Source organism: Leucobacter chromiireducens (genome assembly GCF_003917135.1).
GTDB classification, from domain to species: Bacteria; Actinomycetota; Actinomycetes; order Actinomycetales; family Microbacteriaceae; genus Leucobacter; species Leucobacter chromiireducens_A.
In genome coordinates, this window is sequence record NZ_RPDI01000019.1 from 32,525 (window position 1) to 54,639 (window position 22,115).

General features: G+C 69.8%; 16 protein-coding genes. 7 read left to right on the forward strand and 9 right to left on the reverse strand.

Annotated elements, in window-relative coordinates:
* Positions 1–130: 130 nt before the first annotated feature.
* Together EGM46_RS09980 and EGM46_RS09985 are read right to left on the reverse strand one after the other, a co-directional pair.
* Positions 131–1,669, reverse strand: coding sequence for an APC family permease (locus EGM46_RS09980; RefSeq protein WP_241156282.1), 1,539 nt, complete (start codon positions 1,667–1,669; stop codon positions 131–133).
* Positions 1,670–1,861: 192 nt separating this feature from the next.
* Positions 1,862–3,052 (reverse strand): P1 family peptidase, encoded by a 1,191-nt coding sequence (locus EGM46_RS09985; protein ID WP_125100008.1) that lies wholly within the window; start codon positions 3,050–3,052, stop codon positions 1,862–1,864.
* Between the two features lie 129 nt (positions 3,053–3,181).
* On the opposite strand from EGM46_RS09985, the gene EGM46_RS09990 reads away from it, so the two are divergent.
* Positions 3,182–4,735, forward strand: coding sequence for an APC family permease (locus tag EGM46_RS09990; RefSeq protein WP_125100009.1), 1,554 nt, complete (start codon positions 3,182–3,184; stop codon positions 4,733–4,735).
* A gap of 5 nt (positions 4,736–4,740) precedes the next feature.
* Entirely contained in the window at positions 4,741–5,415 is a 675-nt protein-coding gene (locus EGM46_RS09995; RefSeq protein WP_241156283.1) for a TetR/AcrR family transcriptional regulator, read from the forward strand.
* Here the strand turns inward: EGM46_RS09995 and EGM46_RS10000 are convergent.
* From EGM46_RS10000 to EGM46_RS10030, 7 genes are all read right to left on the reverse strand, one after another.
* Complete coding sequence (locus tag EGM46_RS10000; protein WP_125100010.1) at positions 5,403–6,797, reverse strand: HNH endonuclease; 1,395 nt, start codon at positions 6,795–6,797, stop codon at positions 5,403–5,405. The two genes, EGM46_RS09995 and EGM46_RS10000, sit on opposite strands and share 13 nt — an antisense overlap.
* Positions 6,798–7,025: 228 nt before the next feature.
* On the reverse strand, positions 7,026–8,168 hold the full coding sequence (hpaD, locus tag EGM46_RS10005) for a 3,4-dihydroxyphenylacetate 2,3-dioxygenase (protein ID WP_125100011.1): 1,143 nt from the start codon (positions 8,166–8,168) through the stop codon (positions 7,026–7,028).
* Between the two features lie 126 nt (positions 8,169–8,294).
* Positions 8,295–9,791 carry an aldehyde dehydrogenase gene (locus EGM46_RS10010; RefSeq protein WP_125100012.1) on the reverse strand — a complete coding sequence of 499 codons (1,497 nt, stop codon included), beginning with the start codon at positions 9,789–9,791 and terminating at the stop codon, positions 8,295–8,297.
* Positions 9,792–9,862: 71 nt separating this feature from the next.
* Entirely contained in the window at positions 9,863–10,537 is a 675-nt protein-coding gene (locus tag EGM46_RS10015) for a GntR family transcriptional regulator (RefSeq protein ID WP_125100013.1), read from the reverse strand.
* A gap of 1 nt (position 10,538) precedes the next feature.
* A complete protein-coding gene (locus EGM46_RS10020) occupies positions 10,539–12,035 on the reverse strand; it encodes a fumarylacetoacetate hydrolase family protein (RefSeq protein ID WP_125100031.1) in 1,497 nt (498 codons plus the stop codon).
* Positions 12,036–12,138: 103 nt separating this feature from the next.
* The gene (locus EGM46_RS10025; protein WP_125100014.1) at positions 12,139–12,990 is read right to left on the reverse strand and encodes an HpcH/HpaI aldolase family protein; all 852 of its coding nucleotides are present in this window, start codon (positions 12,988–12,990) and stop codon (positions 12,139–12,141) included.
* Positions 12,975–13,760 carry a fumarylacetoacetate hydrolase family protein gene (locus tag EGM46_RS10030; RefSeq protein WP_125100015.1) on the reverse strand — a complete coding sequence of 262 codons (786 nt, stop codon included), beginning with the start codon at positions 13,758–13,760 and terminating at the stop codon, positions 12,975–12,977. Before EGM46_RS10030 ends, EGM46_RS10025 begins: the two co-directional genes overlap by 16 nt.
* A 303-nt stretch (positions 13,761–14,063) precedes the next feature.
* Here EGM46_RS10030 and EGM46_RS10035 point away from each other — a divergent pair, with 303 nt between their 5' ends.
* The 5 genes from EGM46_RS10035 to EGM46_RS10055 all read left to right on the forward strand — a co-directional run bounded on the left by EGM46_RS10035 (position 14,064) and on the right by EGM46_RS10055 (position 21,586).
* Positions 14,064–15,602: an ABC transporter substrate-binding protein gene (locus EGM46_RS10035; protein WP_125100016.1), complete on the forward strand. Its 1,539-nt coding sequence runs from the start codon at positions 14,064–14,066 to the stop codon at positions 15,600–15,602.
* 100 nt (positions 15,603–15,702) lie between these two features.
* Positions 15,703–16,644, forward strand: a complete 942-nt coding sequence (locus EGM46_RS10040; RefSeq protein ID WP_125100017.1) for an ABC transporter permease — start codon at positions 15,703–15,705, stop codon at positions 16,642–16,644.
* On the forward strand, positions 16,641–18,512 hold the full coding sequence (locus tag EGM46_RS10045) for a dipeptide/oligopeptide/nickel ABC transporter permease/ATP-binding protein (protein WP_125100018.1): 1,872 nt from the start codon (positions 16,641–16,643) through the stop codon (positions 18,510–18,512). The genes EGM46_RS10040 and EGM46_RS10045 overlap by 4 nt, the downstream gene beginning before the upstream one ends.
* The gene (locus EGM46_RS10050; RefSeq protein WP_125100019.1) at positions 18,509–19,333 is read left to right on the forward strand and encodes an ABC transporter ATP-binding protein; all 825 of its coding nucleotides are present in this window, start codon (positions 18,509–18,511) and stop codon (positions 19,331–19,333) included. The genes EGM46_RS10045 and EGM46_RS10050 overlap by 4 nt, the downstream gene beginning before the upstream one ends.
* A gap of 87 nt (positions 19,334–19,420) precedes the next feature.
* Entirely contained in the window at positions 19,421–21,586 is a 2,166-nt protein-coding gene (locus tag EGM46_RS10055) for a DEAD/DEAH box helicase (protein WP_125100020.1), read from the forward strand.
* The last annotated feature ends 529 nt before the right edge of the window (positions 21,587–22,115 follow it).

Here is a 22,115-nt window from a genome sequence, read left to right on the forward strand (position 1 = left end):
CGCGCGGCGCCGCCGAAAAACAGAGCCCCGCTGCGGAACAGAGCCCCGCCGAAAAACAGAGCCCCGCCCCCTTCGCGTGAAGGGGGCGGGGCTCTGTCGTCGTGCGTGGGTGCGGTGCTGGGTTTCGCGGCTAGACCTCGTCGCTCACCACATCAAGTAGTTCGGTCCCGTATGCGCCGGGCTCGGTGCCGTGGCCGATCTGGCGGTAGACCGCTGGCCGCTTGGCCCGGATGACAAGCGCCCACACGATGCCGATGATCCCCGCGGCGAAGATCATGCCGGGGAGCGCGAACGTTGAGGCGTCGGGCTCCGTCTGGCCGAGCATGAGCTGGAAGTTCTGCAGGATCATGATGAACACCCACAGCAGCGCCACGCCGGAGATGATGGGCGCGATGACCGTCGTCCAGACGCTCAGGCCGCGACGGTTGCCGCGGAAGAACCCGATCACGGCGGCGGCGATCACCGCCATGAGGAGCACGAGCCCCATGGCGCCGGTGTTCGTCAGCCAGGTGAACATCGTGAGCACCGGGTAGAGGAACGCCGAGTCGCCGAGCGCGGCCGCGCCCCCGAACACGTCACCGGCGAGGGCGAAGCCGACCACCACGATGAGCGCGATCGCGGTCTGGGTCACGGAGCCGGCCCACGGGGCGCCGGCGCGGCTCGTGCGCGCGAACCACGCGGGGAGTACCCCCTCGCGTCCGAGCGAGAAGAAGTAGCGCGCGACGGCGTTGTGGAACGACTGCTGCGCCGCGAACAGGCTCGTGAGGAACAGCAGCGTCATGATGTCGGCGAAGAGCACGCCCACCTGGTCGGTCATGAAGACGAACATGAGGTCCGGGCCGAACTCCTGCGAGGCCCCGACGATCTGGCCCGGGCCGATGCCCACGGAGAACGCCCACGCGCTGAACGCGTAGAAGACGCCGATGATCGCGACGGCGGCGTAGGTGGCGCGGGGGACCGTGCGCTTGGGATCCTTCGCTTCCTCGCCGTAGATGGCGGCGCCCTCGAAGCCCATGAACGCAGCGACGCCGAACACGAGGATGATTCCGAGCGCTGGCCCGAAAAGCGCGCCGGGGTTGAGGGTCGCGGTGGACACGCCCTCCGGGGCGGCGGCGATCGCGACGATGTCGAAGATGATCACGACGAGGAACTCGAGGCCGACGAGCACCCCGAGCACCTTCGCCGAGAGGTCGACGCGGTTCACGCCGAGCACGCCGACGAGCACGATGCAGAGCAGGATCCAGAGCCACCACGGTGAGGCGAAGCCGAACTTCGCCTCAAGGAACATGGAGAGCTGGAAGCCGAACAAGCCGTAGATGCCGATCTGCATCGCGTTGTACGAGACGAGCGCGACGAGGGAGGCGCCGACGCCGAGCGGGCGGCCGAGGCCCTGCGCGATGTATGCGTAGAAGGCGCCGGCGTTCGTGATGTTCCGACCCATCGCGGTGTACCCCACTGCGAAGACGGTGAGGATCACGGCGATCAGAAGGAAGCCGAGCGGCACGCCGAGCGACTCGGTCACGGCGAACGACGTGGTGACGCCGCCGGCGACGACAGTGAGCGGCGCGGACGCCGCAATGATCATGAGCGTGATCGCGGGCACGCCGAGCGTTCTGCGGCTCAGTCCCGGATCGTGCGCCGTTTCGGGCGTCGGTGCGGTGGTGGTCATGTGGGTTCCCTCCCGGTCTCGCTTCCTTGCCGACCAAGCCAGCTTCGGCGCTGGCGGCACATGTGAGCGAGTCTAGGTTCGAGAATCCGTGATCAGTAGCGAAAAGCTGTGCACTGCGCGCACGGGGCATGACCGCGAGCGCACGGCTTTCCAATTGGATAGTCCCGAGCCGCGTGATCAGGGCTTTCCCGGTCAGTGGAAGGCCGCGCGCACCTCCTCGTGCGGGAGCGCATAGCTCACGTGCCCATCGCGGCCGGTCATGTCGCGCGCCGCGACGAGCGCGTTCACCACGGCCTCCTCGGTGGCCTGCACCACGGCCTCGAAGAACGGGTCGATGCTGCCCCACGCGATGTGCTCGATGGTTTCGGTGCGCACCTCGCCGCGGCCCATGGCCGATTTCAGGCTGCCGGTGTTCGCGGTCGAGAAAGCGAGGAAGATGTCGCCGGAGAAGTGGCTCCCCGTAGTGCCGGTGCGCGCGAGGCCGAGTGGGACGCGCCGCGCGAGCGCCCGGCACTGGTCCGGCAGCAGCGGGGCGTCGGTCGCGACGATGACGATGACACTCCCGGCGCCGGGGACCGCGTGAGCCCCGGATCCCGCACCTGCACCGGGTCCCGCGCTTGCCCCGGATCCCGTGCCCGCCCCGGATCCCGCAGCGGCGAGGTCCGCCGCAAACCAGGGCTCAGTCTCCATGGGGTTCGGCGCCGCAGAGTCGCGCCCGAGCGGCCGGCCCTGCACGCGCAGTTCGGCGCGGCCGCCGAAGTTGGCCTGCAGGAGCACGCCGACGGTCCAGGCTGCGTCGCCCGAGCGCACCACCCGGGACGCGGTGCCGGTGCCGCCCTTGAAGCCGTAGCAGTTCATGCCGGTGCCGCCGCCGACGTTTCCCTCCGCGAGCGGGCCGGATCGTGCCCCGTCGAGCGCCTCGCGCGCGTGGGTCGGCTGCACCGTGTCGGCGTTGATGGAGTTCAGGTAGCCGTCCCAGGTCTCTCCGACGACGGGCAGCATCCAGGCCGCGGCGCTGGTGGGGTGGTGCTCCGCGAGCCACGCGTCGACGCCGCGATGCACCGCGCCGACCGCGTGCGAGTTCGTGATCGCAATGGGGGTCTGGAGCTGCCCGGACTCCTCGATCCAGCTGCGCCCGGTGAGCTCGCCGTTGCCGTTCAGTACCGCGATGCCAGCGGCGCACGGGCTGCCGGCCAGTTCTCGTCCGCGCGGCAGGATCGCGGTGACGCCGGTGCGCGTGACCGCTGGGGTGTCGCTGATGAGCGTCTCGTAGCCCACCTCGAGGCCCGGCACGTCGGTGATGGCGTTCCACGTGCCCGGTGCGCCGTCGAATGGGACGCCGAGGTCCCGGGCGCGGGGCGTGGGGTGCTCAACATTGAACATTGTTTCATCCGTTCACTTGTGTCTAAACTACGGAATGCAGTGATGACCGAGCAATCCTTGATCGTTGTTCAAGGAGCCTGGTCGTAGTTGGAATCATACCCGGATCGCGTGTTCAGACAAAGGAGTCCCATGTCCGCTTCGTCAGCCCCACCCACCCAGAGCGGCGCTGCGCGCGCATCGCGACCGGAGGCGAGCTCAGGCCAGCTCGCCGCCGGCCGCCTCGGCACCTGGGACATCATCTTCTTCGTGGTGTCGGCGGCGGCTCCCCTGACCGTGGTGGTGAGCGGGGCCGCGACGTCGTTCCGGCTCGGCGGCCTCGGTGCGCCGGGCGCGATGGTGTTCAGCGGAATCGTATTGATCCTGTTCGCGCTGGGGTTCACCGCGATGTCGAAGAGCGTGCGAAACGCCGGTGCGTTCTACGCGTACGTGTCGCGCGGCCTCGGGAAACCGTTCGGGCTCGGCGCCTCCTCGGTCACCGTCTTCGCCTACGTCGCGCTGGTGATCTCGTTCTACGGTTTCATCGGGTTCTTCGCCCAGTTCACGTTCGCGGAGCTACTCGGCATCGACCTGCCGTGGGGCGTGTGGTCGCTCCTCGCGGTTGCGATCGTCGCGTTCCTCGGGTATCGCAAGATCGACGTCGGTGCGAAGGTGCTCGCGGTGCTGCTCACGCTTGAGGTGGGGATCCTGCTCGTGCTGGCGGTGGCCACCCTGGCCAACGGCGGTCCCGAACCCTGGAGCGCCGCGCCGTTCAGCCTCGAGAACGTGTTCTTCGCGCCGACCGCCGGAGCGCTGTTCGTGGTGGGGTTCGGCGCGTTCCTCGGTTTCGAGAGCACCGCCATCTACGCGGAGGAGGCAAAGCAGCCGGAGCGCACCGTGCCGCGCGCCACGATCATCGCGGTCGTGTTCCTCGCCGTGTTCTACGGCTTCACATTCTGGATCCTGACCGTCGCGTTTGGCGTCGACGGGATCCTGCAGCTTGCCGCGAGCGATTCCTTCGAGACGATGGTCATCGACGGCACTGGTCAGGTCGCGGGGGCGTGGGCGAGCTGGGTGATGAAGATCCTGATCGTCACGAGCTTCTTCGCGTGTGTGCTGTCGTTCCACAACGCGAGCACACGGTACCTCTTCGCGCTCGGCCGCGAGGGGCTGCTCCCGCGCGCGCTCGGCCGCACCACGGCGCGTACGCAGTCGCCGGCGATCGCGAGTCTCACCCTGTCGGTGTTCTCCGTGATCGGCGTGCTGGTCGCGATCCTGCTCGGCGCTGACCCGTTCCTTGGGCTCGCGCTCTGGACGTATGCGACGGGCGTGCAGGGACTCGTATTCGCGCAGGCGCTCGCGGCGATTGCGGTGGTCTGGTACTTCCTGCGGGATCGTCGGGGGCACAGCGTCTTCCGCGTGGTGATCGCGCCGATTCTCGGCGCGCTCGGTCTCGTGGTCGGCTTCACGCTGATCGTCACGAACTTCGAGGTGGTGACGGGGCTCGAGGGGCCCATCAATCAGATCCTCCTGCTGCCGACCCCGATCCTGTTCATCGGCGGCATCATTGTCGGTCTGATCATCAAGGCGCGCCGCCCCGAGTACTACGCCGGGCTCACCGAGTCCGTCCGGGTGCCGGTGGAGTCTGCGAACACTGCGCCGAGCGCCGCGCCGCCCGGTGAGCGCGGGGCGCATCCTCTAGGCTGAGCGACATGAATGCGACCGCGCGCCGCCGCTTGGAACGCCGAGACGAGATCGTGCGGGCGTTCTGGCGTGTGGCCAGAACGCGACCGCGCGGCGGCGTCAACGTCCGCGCGGTTGCCGCCGAGGCGACGATGAGCCCGGCGAACGTGCTGCACTACTTCGGGAGCCTGGACGAGTTGCAGCTCACCGCGCTCGCCGGCGCGATGGAGGAGTTCGCGGAGCGGCGCCAGGCGATCCTCGATCGCCGGGAGAGCGCGGCGGCCCGTATCTCGGCGATGATCGAGGCCGGGGTGCCCGATGAGATCAGTGACGAGTTGCGGCACGTGTACGAGAGCGTGCAGATCCTCACGGAGCATCCGGAGTACCGGCCGGCGCACCGAGCGCTCGTGGAGCGGCAGATCATGCTCTACCGCACGCTCGTGGAGATCGGGGCCGGCACCGGCGAGTTCCAGCTCGCCTCTCCGCCCGGCGTGATCGCGCGCAACCTCGTCGCCCTGGAGGACGCCTACGACCTGTACCCGCTCATCGGCGACCGAACCCCGCGCGAGGAGTGCCGGGAGGCGGTGCGGAGCTACGCGGAGCTCGCGCTCGGCCTGGCGGCCGGGACGCTCGGGCCGGCGGCTGAGACGCCTGGGCCGGCGGCCCAGGAGCTGGTCACGGAGGCCGACGCTCAGAACGGGTGATCGGAGTCTGACGGAGCTTCCGTGTCCGCCGGTACGAATCGCACACCCGGCCCGGGCTTCACACCCGTCGCGGCGCCGCGGGCCAGGCCCTCGGGGACGTCGGTGTGCACTCTGCCGGTGGGGCTCACGAGGGTGAGCGTGCCGTTCGACGGGTGTTGCGTGAGGTCCCAGCCACCGTGGTGCTTGAGGGTGTGGTGGTGGCGACAGAGGTGCGCCAGGTTGGTCTCGGTGGTGCGCCCGCCGCGGGCAGCATCGACGGTGTGGTCGAGATCGCACCGGGGGAGCGGGACCCGGCACCCGGCGAATCTGCAGTGCCCATCGCGGGCGCCGAGCCTTCGACGCATCTCCGGGCTCGGGCGGTAGCGGTCCACCGACCGCACCACCCCGCCCAAGGTGGTGACGACGTTCTCCCAGGCGTCTGCGCTCGCCGCGATGCGGCCGGCGGCGCGCGGGCCGATGGGGCCAGCTCCCTGCAGCTCGCCGGTCACGACCGCGAACGAGGCCTCGTCGAGCGTGCCGTCCGGGGAGCTGGTGGCGGTGAGCACCACCTGCACCCGCGCGCGGAATGACTCCTCCGGTGCGCCCGCGGTGAGCGTCGCCGGGTCGCTGCTCAGCAGGAGCTCTGCGAACGTGTCGGCCCGCACCTCGTCGCGGCTCCGGTGATCGGTGGCGGGCGGTGATGTGCGCTGTCCCTGCCCTGCTGCGCCGTCGACCTGCCCCGCCGCGCCGTGCACGTGCTTCGCGATGCGGGTGAGCCGGTCGTAGATGGCGTGCGCCTCCGCCGACGGGAGGAACGCCAGGAGATCGGCCATGCCGTCCTCGCGATCGATCACGGTAACCCGCCGCGCCGACGCCGCGGCAGTGTGGCGCTCGTCGATGCCGGACTCGGCGTACTTCTCGGCGATGCGACGCGCGGTGGGCCGCAGGCGGTTGGGGGTCTCGCGCTCGGCCACCACGATGACCTCGCGCTCGTATGCCGCGCGCCGCGCGGCGGATTCCGCGTCGGGGCCGGAGCCGATGATGTCGCTGGCAGCAACGATGACCCGCGCATGCTCCGCACCGATGGTGCCCGAGGCGAGCCGCGCGAGCGCCTCAGGGAAGTGGTGCACGAGGGTGGCGGCGCGCGACATCTCCGACAGGATCTGTTCCTCGCTCAGCCCGAGCGCGGTCGCACACTCGGCAACGATGGAGCGGCGCAGGAGCTCCCGCTCACCACCGCGCAGCCCGCTCTCCGCGACAATATCGAGGACCCGTGCGAGCTCTCTCGCTCGATCCGCGTCCAGCGCGCGCTTGCGGCGCTCGAGCGTTTCGACACGCGTGACCGACGTGTCGAGCCGAGCATTCGCTGCGCGAAGATAGGCCGCTGGGGTGGTGTCTGACATGCGTCCATCACACCATGCACCTCGGACACTCGGAGGCCCGAGAACGGCGAGATCGCGCGGATTCTCCGAGATTTCAACAACTGGACCGAAACGTTGTCGGGTCCTCAACAAAGCCCGCCACCGGCTCCCACACAACGCGGAGCGGGGGCGGATCCCATGGGATCCACCCCCGCTCCGCGTGCGGTGGGAGCGCGCAGGCTCCCGCCGCACGCTCCCACCGGAGGCTCGCTACAGCGTGTTGCCGAGCTTGAAGCCCTTCTCGCCCTCTTCGTCACGCGTGTATGAGAAGCCGTCGGCGCCGATGGTCACGGCCATCTCCGAGGCGTCGGTGCGCGCCACGACGGGCTGCGGGTTGCCGTCGAGGTCGAGCACGAGCGACGCGTCCGTGTACCAGGACGGGACAACGGGGTTGCCCCACCAGTCGCGGCGCTGGTTGTCGTGCACGTCCCACGTGACGACCGGGTTGTCGGGATCGCCCGTGTAGTAGTCCTGCGTGTAGATCTCGACGCGGTGCCCGTCCGGATCGAGGATGTAGAGGTAGAACGCGTTCGAGACGCCGTGGCGGCCGGGGCCGCGCTCGATGCGATCGGACATGCGCAGGGCTCCGAGCTTGTCGCAGATCGCGAGGATGTTGTGCTTCTCGTGCGTCGAGAACGCGACGTGGTGCATGCGGGGGCCATCGCCGCCTGTCGCAGCGGTGTCGTGCACGGTGGGCTTGCGACGCAGCCACGCCGCGTACACGGTGCCCTCCTCGTCCTGAATGTCCTCGGTGACGCGGAAGCCGAGGTCCTGGTAGTGGCGCACGGCGCGCGGCACGTCGGGGGTGACCTGGTTGAAGTGGTCGAGGCGCACGAGCGCGCCAGGCGTGTAGAGGTCGTAGCGCCACGCGAGCCGCTCGACGTGCTCGACGTCGTAGAAGAACTCGTAGGGGAAGCCTAGGGGATCCTCGACGCGCACGGAGTCGCCGATGCCCTTGGTGAAGCCATCGGCGCGACGCTCAACGCGGCAGCCGAGCTCGGTGTAGAAGGCGACCGCCTTGTCGAGATCCTCCGGCGTGCGCACGCGGTAGGAGAAGGCAGCCACCGCGGCGATGGGGCCCTGTCGCAGCACGAGGTTGTGGTGGATGAACTCCTCGAGCGAGCGGAGGTAGACGGTGTTCTCGTCCTCCTCGGTCACGGTGAGGCCGAGCACGTCGACGTAGAACGCGCGCGACGCCGCGAGGTCGGTGACCACGAGCTCCATGTACGCGCAGCGCAGGATGTCGGGCGCGGGCGACTTGGGGGTGAGGATCGGGTTGTCGGTCTTGATCGGGGCTTCCTTGGTGACGTAGAAGCCGGAGGAGGTCTTTTCGCGACCGGTGAGTTCAGACATGTCGTTGTCCTTCATTCGTGAATCTTGCGGGTGGTGCCACGCGACGGAGCGCGGCGGGGGAAAAGGGTCTGCTGGGGATCCGGATCAGCGCGGCGCTGCACGCCGATCCGGATCCCGCGGTGGTGGCTACTTGCCTGCGCCGAAACGGGGCGAGTGCGCCTCGTTGAGCGTGATCTGGATCGACTGCGCGGTCGTGTAGAAGTCGACCGAGCGGTAGCCGCCCTCACGGCCGAGGCCCGACGCCTTGACGCCGCCGAAGGGGGTGCGCAGATCTCGCACATTGTTCGAGTTCAGCCACACCATGCCCGACTCGATGCCGTGCGCGAAGTTGTGCGCGCGCTTCAGGTTCGAGGTCCAGACGTATGCGGCGAGGCCGTACTTCGTGTTGTTCGCGAGCTCCAGCGCCTCCTCGTCGGTGTCGAAGGGGGTGATCGCGACGACCGGGCCGAAGATCTCCTCCTGGAAGATCCGCGCGTCGGGCTTCACGTCGGCGAAGACGGTCGGCGCGACGTAGTTGCCCTCGGGGAAGCCCTCGGGGCGTCCGCCGCCGGCGACGAGGCGGCCCTCGCCCTTGCCGATCTCGACGTAGCTCATGACCTTCTCGAAGTGGCTCGGGTGCACGAGTGCGCCCACCTCGGTCGCGGGATCCGAGGGCAAGCCGATCACGATGTTCTTCGCGCGCTCGGCGTAGCGTGCAACGAAGTCGTCGTAGATCGAGCGCTCGACGAGCACGCGGCTGCCTGCCGTGCAGCGCTCGCCGTTCAGGCTGAACACGCTGAACACGGTGGCGTCGAGTGCCTCGTCGAGATCCGCGTCGGCGAACACGACCGACGGGCTCTTCCCGCCGAGCTCGAGCGAGAGGCCCTTCAGGAACGGCGCGGCGTTCGTGGAGATCATCGCGCCGGTCGAGCTGTCGCCGGTGAAGGAGATGAGCGGCACATCCGGGTGCTTCACGAGTGCATCGCCCGCGACGCCGCCGGAGCCGAGGATGAGGTTGAAGACGCCCTCGGGCACGCCGGCCTCGCGGAAGATCTCGGGCCACAGCGCCGCCGACAGCGGGGTGTAGCTCGCGGGCTTCAGCACGACCGTGTTGCCGGTCGCGATGGCGGGGGCCAGCTTCCACGACTCCTGCATGAAGGGCACGTTCCACGGCGTGATGAGCCCGGCGACGCCCTTCGGCTTGCGGTTCACGTAGTTGATCTGGCGGCCGGGCACCTTGGTGACGTTGTCGTGCTCGGCGACGATGAGATCGGCGAAGAAGCGGAAGTTCTCCGCGGCGCGGCGTGCCTGGCCCTTCGCCTGGGTGATCGGGAGGCCGGAGTCCCAGCTCTCGATGAGGGCGAGCTGCTCGTCACGCGACTCGACGATGTCGGCGACCTTGTGCAGGATCCGCGAGCGCTCGCGCGGCAGCATCTTGGGCCACGGGCCCTCGTCGAAGGCGCGCTTCGCTGCGGCGACGGCGAGGTCGACATCGGCCTTGCTCGCGGACGCTGCGGTGATGTACACCTCGTTGGACACGGGCTCGATGACGTCGAACGTCGCGCCGTCCTGCGCGTCGACAAATTCGCCGTCGATGAAGAGCTGGATCTTCTCGGGCAGGCCCTCGGGCTTCTGGTGCGTCATGCTTCCTCCAGTGGTGAAATCGGGTGGAATGGGGTGAGTGTGTGGGGTGAGCGGCGGGGAACCGCTGGCGGCTACGCGGCTGGCGCCGCGTGCCGGTGCTGTTCCTCGGAGTGGGCGAGCACCGCGTCGAGCGTCGCGGTGCGGTGCTCGCGTGCGGTGAGCTCGATGTCGAGCGGGGAGGCCCCCTGCTCGATCAGTTCGAGGAGTCGTTCGTGCTCGGCAACCGACTCGCTGGCGCGACCGGGCACGAAGCTGAACGAGGAGTTGCGCAGCACCTTCATGCGGTTCCAGCCGCGGTGCACGAGGTCGAGGATGTGCGGGTTGGGGCACGTCTCGAACAGCACGCTGTGGAACTCGAGGTTCAGCTCGGTGAAGCGCTGCGGGTCAAACGCGCTGAGCGATTCGCGCATCGTCTCGTTGACGGCGCGCGCGCGAGCGATCTGATCCGCGGTGATGAACGGCGCGGCGAGGCCGGTGGCCGATCCCTCGACGAGCGCGAGCGTCTGCATCGTGTGCAGGTACTCGGTCTCCTTGACGAGCGAGACCTGCGCGCCGACGTTGCGCTCGAACGTGACGAGCTGCTCGGCCTCGAGGCGACGAATCGCCTCACGCACCGGCACGACCGACATGTCGAGCTCGGCCGCGATCGGTGCGAGCACGAGGCGGTAGCCCGGCACGTACTGACCGCTGTCGATCCTCGCTCGGATCAGGCGGTAAGCGCGCTCGGACTTCGACTCGGCGGTCATTTCACGCCCCCTCGGCGAGGAACGCGTCGTACCGTGCACGCCACTCGGCGTTCATGGGGAAGAGGCCGTCGACGGCGTGGCCCTCCGCGACGCGGTCTGCCACCCAGGCATCGGCCTGCTCCTGGGCCGCGGCCTCGGCGGCCACCTCAGCGAGCAGGAACGGCGGGATCACGATGACGCCGTCGCGGTCGCCCATGATGATGTCGCCGGGCTGCACCGCGGCGCCGCCGCACGCGATGGTGACGTCGGTCTCCCACGGGACGTGGCGGCGGCCGAGCACGCTCGGGTGGGCACCCTGCGAGAAGACGGGAATGTCGAAGGCTTGCACTGCGGCGAAGTCGCGCACCCCGCCGTCGGTGACGATGCCCGCGGCGCCGCGCACCTGCGCGCGCAGCGCGAGCACGTCGCCGACGGTGCCGGTCGAGGGGATCCCGCGCGCTTCGACGACGAGCACTTCGCCCTCGTTCACGGTGTCGAAGGCCCGCTTCTGGGCGTTGAAGCCGCCCCCGTGCGCCTTGAACAAGTCGGGGCGGAAGGGGATGAAGCGAAGGGTCTTCGCGGTGCCGAGGATCGTGTCGCCCTCGTGGTTCGGGTGCACGCCGTCGATGAAGATGTCGACGTAGCCGCGCTTGCGCAGCGCCGCAGAGACCGTCGCGACCGCGACGCCGGAGAGCTGCGCGCGGATCTCGGGGGTGAGAATCTGCGCGGGATCCGTGCCGTCGCCGGCGAGCGGCGTCGCGCGGCCTGCGGCCACCGCGGCGGCGTGCTCGGCCTCGCTGCCCCAGGCCTCCACGCGCTGCAGGTCGTCGACCTTCGGGGTGTTGCCGAAGTCGCCGAACGCGGTGGTGCCCTGGGTGACCGTGGTCACGAGGCGGCCGGTGGTGGGGGCGCCTGGCGCGTTCGGGGCGTCGACCTCGACCTCGACGACGTCGCCGGGGAGCACCACGGAGGAGCCGGCCGGGGTGCCGGTGAGGATCACGTCGCCCGGCTCGAGCGTCATGTGCTGCGAGAGGTCGGCGACGAGCTGGCCGAACGGGAATGCGAGGGTGTCGCTCGTGTCGTCCTGCACGAGCTCGCCGTTGACCCAGGTGCGCACGCGCCAGTCGTCCTGGCCGATCCCTGCGGTCTCGATCGCGGCCGGGCCGATGGGGGTGAAGCCGTCCCCGCCCTTGTTGCGCACGTTGGAGCCCTTATCGGCAGCACGGAGGTCGTAGAGACCGAAGTCGTTGGCGGCGGTGACCTGCGCGACGTGGCTCCAGCCGTCCTCGGGGGAGACCCAGCGCGCGGTCGTGCCGATGACGAGCGCGATCTCGCCCTCGAACGCGAGGAGCTCGGTGCCTGCCGGGCGCTCGATGGTGCCGCCGGTCGGGGCGAGTGAGGACGCCGGCTTGAAGAAGTAGGACGGGAATGCTGGTGTGCGGCCGCGCTGCGCGATGCGCGACGGGTAGTTGAGGTGCACGGCAATGATCTTGCCTGGGGTCTCGATTCCGTAGGTCATGGCTCCCTCGCTCATCTCTTTATATTTCTTATCGTATACGATCTGGTGGGCTTTGTGAAGACCGCCGGGGAGGGGGCTCGTGCCTCGGTCCCCGCCCGGTCTGCTAGTAGGAGGCGCGTGGCTCGGCCGCCGCGCCAGCGTCACCAGCGCCACCAGCGCCCGCGTCACCCGCGAAGCGCCCAACGAGCGCCTCCGTCTGCCGCGCGAGGAGCGCAACGTCGGCGCCGACCGCGACGAACGACGCGCCAGCGGCGAGGTATCGCTCGGCGTCCGCCGGTACGAACGCGTTCACGCCCACCGGCGTGCCGGCGGCCACGCCCGCGCGGATCGCGCGCAGCACGTTCTCGACGACGTCGGGGTGGCCCTGCTGGCCGAGGAGCCCCATGGACGCCGCGAGGTCGGACGGACCGACGAAGATCGCGTCGACCCCGTCGACCGCGACGATCCGCTCGACGTCGGCGACCGCCGCGGCCGACTCGATCTGCACGGTCAGGCTGATCGTCTCGTTCGCGCGACCCAGGTAGCCCTCGACGCGGTTCCAGCGCGCCGAGCGCGCGAGCGCCGAGCCGACGCCGCGGACGCCGCCGCCCGCCGTGCCGTCCGGGTAGCGCACCGCCCGCACGATCTGCTCGGCCTGCTCCGCGGAGTCCACCATCGGGATGAGGAGGTTCTGCGCGCCGAGATCGAGGAACTGCTTGATCGTCACCGTGTCGCCGTACGGCGGGCGAACGAGCGGGGCCACCGGGTATGCGGACATCGCGTACAGCTGCGCGAGGACCGATTCGAGCCCGTTGGGGGAGTGCTCGGCGTCGAGGAGCACCCAGTCGCAGCCGCTGCCGGCCACGATCTCGGCGGTCACCGGGCTGCCGGCGCAGGCCCACAGGCCGATGAGCGGGCGCTTGGCGGCGTCGAGCCGCGCGCGCAGCGTTGCCGGCAGCTCTACACGAATCGGCATGTCACCGATCCCAGCTCGTGGTAGTCGGCGTGCACGGTGTCGCCGCGCTCCACCCACATCGGCTTCGTGAACGAGCCGGCCAGGATGATCTCGCCGGCCTCGAGCGTCTGTCCGTGCTGTGCGAGCTTGTTGGCGAGCCACGCGACGCCCATCGCCGGGTGGCCGAGGATCGCGCCGGCAACGCCGGAGTCCTCGATGGTCTCGTTGCGGTAAAGGAGGGCGGGGACCCAGCTGAGATCCACCTCGTCCACCTTCACCGGGCGGCCGCCGAGCACCATGGCGCCCATCGCGGCGTTGTCGCTGATCGTGTCGACGATGGTGCGACCCTCGAGTTCGAGGTGCGAGTTCAGCACCTCGAGCGCCGGCACGACGTACGCGGTCGCGTCGAGCACGTCGAAGATGGTGGTGCCCGGGCCGGCGAGCGGCTTGTCGAGTACGAAGGCGAGCTCGACCTCGATGCGCACGTTCGAGTAGCGATCGAACTCGAGGACGGAGCCGGACTCGAACACCATGTCGTCGTGGATGACGCCGTAGTCGGGCTCGGAGATGCCGGTCGCGAGCTGCATGACCTTGGAGGTGAGCCCGATCTTGTGGCCGACGAGCTTGGCGCCCTGCGCGATGCGCCGGTCCGACCACACCTTCTGGATCGCGTACGAGTCTTCGATCACCATGCCGGGGTAGCGACTGGTGAGCTTGGGCAGCACCGCGCGGTCGCGATCCGCCTGGACAAGCTCCTCGGCGATGGCGTCAATCTGGGTCTGGTCGAGCACGTGGCCTCCTTTGGTCGTACATCGAATCGTATACGATCCCGGAGTCGCGGCCAATGGCTGCGCTCGGATTCCCGAAAACACCGCCGGTGCGGCGCGTGTTTTTCCCGTCGCAAAATCGTTATTCTCGGACCGTAGACGAAAGTTTGCTTTTTTAGTCAACGTTCGTAGAATGAAACCGACGGCACGCCGAAGTGACGTCCATCACCACGCGGGGGACGCGAGTTCACGGCGGAAAAGCGATGGCAACGCAACGGCGCCTCATCCCATCAGCACCAGTTCCGACTACCGAGAGAAGTAGACACGATGAAGAGAACACTCACGGGGATCGCAGCGCTCGCCGCAGCGGCGCTCGCGCTCACTGCCTGCTCGGGCGGGGGCGGCGGGGCGGCCGCGGGCGGCGGCGACGATGCCGCCGCCAAGCCGCTCAGCATTGGCAACTTCCTTGACCTCACGTCCTGGGATCCCTCGCTCGCCGACGTCGGCTTCGATGGCCCCTACCTGTCGGCCATCTACGACCCGCTCGTCACGATCGACGGCGCGGGGGAGCCGCAGCCAGCGCTCGCAACGGGCTGGGAGATCTCCGACGACTTCAAGACCATCACGATGGACCTCCGCACCGACGCGAAGTTCTCGGACGGCGAGACGTTCGACGCCGCCGCCGCGGTGAAGAGCCTCGAGTACCTGCAGCAGGGCGCGCGCTCGCAGGAGGCTTACCAGAAGGTCGAGAGCTTCGAGGCGGTCGACGAGGACACGATCGCGATCCACCTGACGCAGCGCGACGACACGATCCTCTACTTCATGGGGCTCGGCCGCAGCTACATGATGGCGCCCGACGCGATCGACGCCGGGACGCTCGCGGAGACTCCAGTGGGATCGGGGCCGTACACGCTCTCGGCCGACTCGGTGCCGGGTGCCGAGTACCGCTTCGACAAGGTGGCCGATCACTGGGCGGCAGCAGACTTCCCCTTCGATCCGCTCTCGGTGAGCCCACTGTCTGACGCGACGGCAATGCTCAACGGCATGGAGAGCGGTCAGTTCAACGTGATCTACGGCGACAAGACCGCCATGGATCTGGCGCCGGATCGCGGGTGGAACGTGGCCACGGGGCTCTCCATGTGGGTCGGGCTCCAGTTCAGCGATCGCGCCGGCGCCACCGAGATGGGCAAGCCGCTCGGCGAGCTGAAGGTGCGCCAGGCGCTCAACGTCGCGTTCAACGGCCCCGAGATGGTGGAGACCATCGCGCAGGGCGTCGGCGAGGCGACGAACCAGGTGTTCCCGGTGGGGACGCCGGGCTACGTCCCCGCGCTCACGGGCAAGACGAAGCCGAGCATCGAGACTGCGAAGCAGCTGCTCGCCGAGGCGGGCTACGCCGACGGCTTCGACGTCACGATGCCGATGGCGCCGCCCTTCCAGCCCTGGCAGGCGATCGTCGAGCAGACCTTCGGGGAGCTCGGGATCGGGGTCACCTGGAAGGAGACCGACTTCATGCAGTACATGTCGGTCGCCCCGGAGTACCCCATGTTCGTCGGCGTGATCGCGATGGACTCGAACCCGATCGCCACGGTCGAGCGCCAGATCGCGAAGCCGCAGTGGTACAACCCGACCCCGGGCCTTGAGGCGTTCCCCGAGGTCAAGGCGCAGGTCGACACCGTGTTCACCGCGGCGCCAGGCGAGGAACAGACGAAGGCGGTGGAGAAGCTCAACGAGCTCGTCACCGAGAACGCGTTCTTCTCCGTGTGGGCGCAGTCGACGAACACGTACGTCTCCGCGGCGGAGTTCACCGTCACGCCGGTCACCGGCATGATGTTCCCCACGCTTCGACAGATCTCCCTCTCGAAGTAAGCGCTCGGGTGGGGCCACCGGTGCCGCACCGGTGGCCCCACCCAGCCACCATCGCCCACCCATCCCAGCGATCCCAGCCATCCCAGCCCTCGGAGACCCGATGCTCACCTTCACCCTCAAACGGCTGCTGTCCGGCGTGATCCTCCTCGTCGCCGTCGCGACGGGCACGTTCTTCCTCGCGCACGCCGCGATCCCCGACCCCACGCTCGGGCTGCTCGGCAGCGCGGCCACCCCTGAGGCGCAGGCCACGCTCGCGCAGCGCATCGGCACCGACCGCCCGCTGCTCGTCCAGTTCGGCGAGTGGTTCGGCGGGCTCTTCCGCGGCGACCTCGGCGTCTCCTGGAAGAACTTCCAGCCCGTTGGCTCCCAGCTCGCGCTGAAGCTCCCCGTCACGCTCTCGGTGGTCTCCGTCGCGATCCTGCTCTCCGCGCTGCTCGGTGCGGTGCTCGGCGTCGCCGCTGGTCTCCGACCGAACACCTGGCTCGACAAGATCGTGAAGGCCGCGGCGGTGATCCTGTTCGCGCTGCCAGGGTTCTGGGTGGCGCTCGTGCTCGTCATGACGTTCGCGGTGAACCTGCGCTGGTTCCCCGCCGTCGGCTACGTCGCGCCGACGGAGTCGGTGGGCGGCTGGGTGCAGTCGATCACCCTGCCGGCGATCGCGCTCGCGCTCGGGGCGATCGTCATGATCGCCGAGCAACTGCGCAACGCCATCATCCAGGCCGACTCGCACGACTACGTGCGGACGCTCCGCAGCCGCGGCCTCCCCTCCTGGCGCGTCGTGCTGCACCTCCTGCGCAACGCGGCCCCGGCCTCGCTCACCGTGCTCGCGCTCATGTTCGTCGGTCTGCTCTCCGGCGCGATCATCGTCGAGCAGATCTTCGCGCTGCCGGGCATCGGCCCGCTCACGCAGGCCTCCTCCCAGAACGGCGACATTCCGATGCTGCTCGGGATCACGGTGATCACCGTCGTGTTCGTCGTCATCGTCAACTTCCTGCTCGATATCCTGCTCGGCTGGATCAACCCGAAAGCGCGTGCGAAATGACCACCTCGTTCGAAGCTCCGATCGATACGCGCGGCGGCCGCCGCGAGGCCGTGTTCCTCAGGCTCGTGAAGCGCCCGGCCGGCGCCATCGCGCTCGGCGTGCTCGCGCTCGTGGTGCTCGTCGGCGTGCTGGCGCCCTGGCTCGCGCCCTACGATCCCAATCTCGTCGACCTCTCGATCACACGCGCGAAGCCGAGCGCCGCGCACTGGCTCGGCGGCGACACCACCGGCCGCGACGTCGCGAGTCGCCTCATCTGGGGCACGCAGATCACGCTCTGGGGTGCGCTCATCGCGATCTGCACGGCGCTCGCGATCGGTGTCCCGTCCGGGCTCGCTGCCGGCTACTTCGGCGGCCGCATGGATCGGATCGGCACCTGGATCAGCGATGGTCTGCAGTCGATCCCCGGCATGGTGATCCTGCTCATCGTTGGCGCGAACACGGGCAACAACTTCACTCTGCTGATGATCACCGTCGGCGTGTTCATGGCGCCCGGCTACTTCCGGCTGACGCGCTCGACCGTGCGCGCGGTGCGCGGCGAGGCATACATCGACGCGGCGCGCGTCGCCGGCCTCTCCGACATCCGCATCATGGGCAGGCATATCATCACCCAGGTCACCGCCCCGATCGTGATCCAGTCGGCGCTCACGGCCGGCATGGCGATGGGCATGCAGGCGGGCCTCCAGTTCCTCGGCATCGGCGGCGGCACCACCCCGGGGTGGGGCGCCGCGATGAACGAGGGCTTCAAGGTGATGCGCACGGATCCGCTGCTGCTGCTCTGGCCGTCGCTCGCGCTCGGGATCACGATCGCGGCGCTCGCGGTGCTCGGCTCGACGCTCGCCGACGTGATCAGCGTGCAGACGCCCACCCTCTCGCGCCGCGAGCGGCGCAGGATCGCGGCGGAGAACGCCGCGAAGCTGCCTGCGGGGGCCTCCACCACGACGACCGGTTCGATCTCGGTCGCCGCGGTCGACTCGGCCGTGCGCATCGAGAACCTGCGCGTCAGCTACGAGACCCAGGCCGGCGAGGTGGAGGTGGTGCACGGCATCACTCTCGACGTCTCGCCTGGCGAGGTGGTCGGTATCGTCGGCGAGTCGGGCTCGGGGAAGTCGCAGACCGTGTTCTCGATGCTGGATCTCCTCCCGAAGTCCGGCTACTACACCGCCGACGCGATCTGGATCGGCGGCGAGGACGTGACCACGCTGTCCAGGCGAGAGCGCGCGCAGTTGCTCGGGCACGAGATCGGCTACATCCCGCAGGAGCCGATGACGAACCTCGACCCCTCGTACACGATCGGATTCCAGCTCACCGAGCCGCTGCGCGCCGTGCACGGCATGAGCAAGACCGAGGCGCGTGCGCGTGCGCTCGAGGTGCTCGGCAGGGTCGGCATCGTGGATCCCGAGCGGGTGATGCAGCGCTACCCGCACGAGCTCTCCGGCGGCATGGCGCAGCGGGTCCTGATCGCGGGTGCGATCGCCGGCCGGCCGTCCGTGCTCGTCGCCGACGAGCCGACCACGGCGCTCGACGTCACGGTGCAGGCCGAGGTGCTCGAGCTGCTGCGCGAGCTGCAGCGCGAGGGCGATATGGCGCTCGTGATCGTGACGCACAACTTCGGCGTCGTCGCGGACATCTGCGACCGGGTCGTCGTGATGCGCGGCGGCAGCATCGTGGAGATCGACGACGTCGGCCCGATCTTCGCGCACGCCGAGCAGCCGTACACCCGCGAGCTCATCGCCGCCTCGCTCGACACCGCCGCGAGCCGCGCGGAGCTCGACGCCGCGGCGACCGCGGCGGAGCGCCACGCTGGCGCAGCACCCAGTTCACCCGCAGCGACGGTCGACGTCGCGCCGCACGAGGGGGTCTCCCGATGACCGAGTTTGCTCCGCTCCTGTCCGCCCGCGACGTGGTCGTCGACTACGGCACGAAGCGCCGCCCGAACCCGGTGCTCCACGAGGTGTCCATCGATGTTGGCGCCGGGGAGTGCGTCGGCCTCGTCGGCGAGTCTGGCTCGGGCAAGTCAACGCTCGGGAAGGCGATTCTCGGGCTCGCGCCCGTCGCGAGCGGCTCGATCACGTTCGCCGGACGGGACATCACCCACGCGAGCCGCGCGGAGCGCCGCGCCCTCGCCGCCGACATCCAGGTGGTGTTCCAGGACCCGTACGGCTCGCTCAACCCGCAGCTCACGATCGGTGAGATTCTCGCGGAGCCGCTGACCGTCGGCGGCGTCGACCGCGCGGCCGCGCGCCGTACCGTCACCGAGATGCTCGACCGCGTTCGCCTGCCGAGCAGCGTCATCGACCGCCTGCCGCGCGAGTTCTCCGGCGGTCAGCGGCAGCGCATCGCGATCGCTCGTGCGCTCGTGCGCGAGCCGCGGCTCATCATCTGCGACGAGCCGGTGAGCGCGCTCGATCTCACCACGCAGGCCACCGTGCTCGAACTGCTCATCGAGCTGCAGCGCGACACCGGGGTGGCGTATCTCTTCGTGTCGCACGACCTCGGGGTGGTGCGCAGGATCTGCCACCGCGTCGCAGTGATGACGCGCGGCGAGCTCGTCGAGGTGGGCGACGGGGAGCAGGTGACCCGCGCCCCGCAGCACCCGTACAGCAAGCGGCTGCTCGCGGCGTCCCCGGTGGCGGATCCTGGCAGGCAGGCCGCGCGCCGCGCCGCGTGGCTCGAGCTGCGCGCCGGCTGAGCGCCGGCTGACGGCCGGTGTCGCCGCCCCGTCTCAGGTCACTGCGGCGGGGCGGTACGCTACCACGTTTTCCCGGGGTAGACTAATATGATGACCTCTTCTGAGAATGCCGCGCCCGAAGCCGGCGCGACCGCAACCCCCGACACCACCGAGGGCGAGCGCATCACCTTCGCCGAGCTGGGCCTCGCACCCGAGGTGCTCCGCGCCGTGACCGAGGTTGGCTACGAAACGCCGTCGGCCATTCAGGCCGCAACGATCCCGGTACTGCTGGAGGGGCGCGACGTTGTCGGCCTCGCGCAGACCGGCACCGGCAAGACCGCAGCCTTCGCGCTTCCCGTCCTTTCCCGTATTCAGCCCGGCCAGGGCGTGCCCCAGGCCATCGTGCTTGCCCCCACCCGTGAGCTTGCGCTCCAGGTGTGCGAGGCGTTCGAGAGCTACGCCACCCACCTCCCCGAGGTGCACCTCCTCCCCGTCTACGGCGGCCAGGCCTACGGCCAGCAGCTGTCGGCGCTGCGCCGCGGCGTGGACATCGTGGTCGGCACCCCCGGCCGCATCATGGATCACCTGAAGCGCGGCTCGCTCGACCTCAGCGAGATCAAGTACCTCGTGCTCGACGAGGCCGACGAGATGCTCAAGATGGGCTTCGCGGAGGACGTCGAGACGATCCTTGCCGAGACGCCGACGGAGAAGCAGGTCGCCCTGTTCTCCGCGACGATGCCCGCGCAGATCCGGCGCATCTCCCAGCAGCACCTGCGCGACCCGCAGGAGATCAAGATCGCCGGGAAGACGCAGACGAGCTCGAACATCACGCAGCGCTACAACGTCGTCTCCTACACGCAGAAGCTCGACGCGCTCACCCGCATCCTTGAGGTGGAGGACTTCGACGGCCTCATCGTCTTCACCCGCACGCGCGGTGACTCCGAGCAGGTCGCCGAGAAGCTGCGTGCGCGCGGCTACTCGGCCGCCGCGATCAACGGCGACATCGCCCAGAACGTGCGTGAGCGCACGGTGCAGTCGCTGAAGGATGGGCGTCTCGACATCCTCGTCGCGACCGACGTCGCGGCCCGCGGCCTCGACGTCGAGCGCATCAGCCACGTCATCAACTATGACCTGCCGATCGACACCGAGTCGTACGTGCACCGCATCGGCCGCACCGGCCGCGCCGGCCGCACGGGCGACGCGATCAGCTTCGTCACCCCGCGCGAGCGCCGCCTGCTCGGCGCGATCGAGAAGGCCACGAAGCAGCCGCTGACGCAGATGCCGCTGCCCGGCGTCGACGAGGTCAACGCGACCCGTCTCTCGCGCTTCGACGACGCGATCACCACCGCGCTCGGCGAGACCGCGCGCATCGATCGCTTCCGCGACATCATCGCCCACTACGTGCGCAACCACGACGTGCCGGAGCCCGATGTGGCCGCCGCGCTCGCGGTCGTGGCGCAGGGGGACACCCCGCTGCTGCTCACCGAGGAGGACGACCGCAAGTTCGAGCGCGACCGCAAGCAGGCGGCGCGCTTCCTCGAGGAGGGGGTGAGCGGTGGCCGCGGCGACCGTCCGGCCCGTGAGGATCGCGGCCCGCGCGAGCGTCGCACCGACCTCAAGACGTACCGCATCGAGGTGGGGCACCGGCAGAAGATCAACCCGGGCCAAATCATCGGTGCGATCGCGAACGAGGGTGGGCTCACCCGCGACGACTTCGGCCGCATCCAGGTGCGCGACGACTTCTCGCTGGTCGAGCTGCCGGCGGATCTCTCCGGCGAGGCGCTCGGGAAGCTCTCGGAGACCCGGATCAGCGGCAAGCTGATCGAGCTCAAGGAAGACCGCGGACCGCGCGGCGGCGGCGATCGCGGGGGCGATCGTGGCGGCCGTGGCGGCTACGACCGCGGTGACCGCGGGGGCCGGGGCGGCTACGACCGAGGCGATCGCGGGGGCGATCGTGGCGGCCGTGGCGGCTACGACCGCGGTGACCGCGGTGGGTACGACCGCGGTGACCGTGGTGATCGCGGCGGCTACGGCGGCGATCGCGGGGGCGATCGTGGCGGCCGTGGTGGCTACGACCGCGGCGATCGCGGCGGATACCGCGGCGATCGCGGTGACCGGGGCGGCGACCGTGGCGGCTACGGCCGCTCGGACCGGGGAGACCGCGGGTACGATCGCGGCGACCGGGGCTACGACCGCGGCGACCGGGGCTACGGCTCGGACCGCCGCGACGAGGGCGGCAACCGGGCGGACGGGAAGCGCAAGCCGCGCTGGTAGCACATGGGGGGTGCGGGGGCGATGCGGGGGCATCACGGGGCCGGACACGATGCGGAGCACGTGGCCGAGTTCCGTGCAGCCTCCCGCCCGCGCACTCCGTGCGCTGACGAGGCGCCCGGCGGGCTTTCCCGCCGGGCGCCTCGGCGTCTTCGGGCGCCTCGGCGTCTTCGGACGCCGCAGTGCTGCGGGTCAGCGGCGCGGCGCCCTGGCGCTCGCGGCGGGAGCCGGCCGGCATGACCCTCAGCCCGAAGCCGCACCGCGTCCTCATCGTGTGGGACGGCGACGTCGAACTGCGCTACAGCTTCGCCGACTGCATGCGCTACCACGGGCCGGCGCATCCCGGCGGGGTCGCGCACGCCTTCGCCGCGCTCGCTCGCGCGCTGCCCGAGCTCGCGGCGCGCACCCCGGGCGGCAGGGTGGACCGGCGCAGCATCCGAGTGCACACTCCCTTCGCGGACCCCGGCGCGCGAGACACCATCGAGCTGGTGACCCGCGCGGTGTCCGACGGGCGCTACGCGGAACGTTCGGA

Coding starts and splice junctions, on each gene's coding strand:
- EGM46_RS09980 (WP_241156282.1), bottom strand. CDS start 1,669: ATGACCACCACCGCACCGACGCCCGAAACGGCGCACGATCCGGGACTG.
- EGM46_RS09985 (WP_125100008.1), bottom strand. CDS start 3,052: ATGTTCAATGTTGAGCACCCCACGCCCCGCGCCCGGGACCTCGGCGTC.
- EGM46_RS09990 (WP_125100009.1), top strand. CDS start 3,182: ATGTCCGCTTCGTCAGCCCCACCCACCCAGAGCGGCGCTGCGCGCGCA.
- EGM46_RS09995 (WP_241156283.1), top strand. CDS start 4,741: ATGAATGCGACCGCGCGCCGCCGCTTGGAACGCCGAGACGAGATCGTG.
- EGM46_RS10000 (WP_125100010.1), bottom strand. CDS start 6,797: ATGTCAGACACCACCCCAGCGGCCTATCTTCGCGCAGCGAATGCTCGG.
- hpaD (WP_125100011.1), bottom strand. CDS start 8,168: ATGTCTGAACTCACCGGTCGCGAAAAGACCTCCTCCGGCTTCTACGTC.
- EGM46_RS10010 (WP_125100012.1), bottom strand. CDS start 9,791: ATGACGCACCAGAAGCCCGAGGGCCTGCCCGAGAAGATCCAGCTCTTC.
- EGM46_RS10015 (WP_125100013.1), bottom strand. CDS start 10,537: ATGACCGCCGAGTCGAAGTCCGAGCGCGCTTACCGCCTGATCCGAGCG.
- EGM46_RS10020 (WP_125100031.1), bottom strand. CDS start 12,035: ATGACCTACGGAATCGAGACCCCAGGCAAGATCATTGCCGTGCACCTC.
- EGM46_RS10025 (WP_125100014.1), bottom strand. CDS start 12,990: ATGCCGATTCGTGTAGAGCTGCCGGCAACGCTGCGCGCGCGGCTCGAC.
- EGM46_RS10035 (WP_125100016.1), top strand. CDS start 14,064: ATGAAGAGAACACTCACGGGGATCGCAGCGCTCGCCGCAGCGGCGCTC.
- EGM46_RS10040 (WP_125100017.1), top strand. CDS start 15,703: ATGCTCACCTTCACCCTCAAACGGCTGCTGTCCGGCGTGATCCTCCTC.
- EGM46_RS10045 (WP_125100018.1), top strand. CDS start 16,641: ATGACCACCTCGTTCGAAGCTCCGATCGATACGCGCGGCGGCCGCCGC.
- EGM46_RS10050 (WP_125100019.1), top strand. CDS start 18,509: ATGACCGAGTTTGCTCCGCTCCTGTCCGCCCGCGACGTGGTCGTCGAC.
- EGM46_RS10055 (WP_125100020.1), top strand. CDS start 19,421: ATGATGACCTCTTCTGAGAATGCCGCGCCCGAAGCCGGCGCGACCGCA.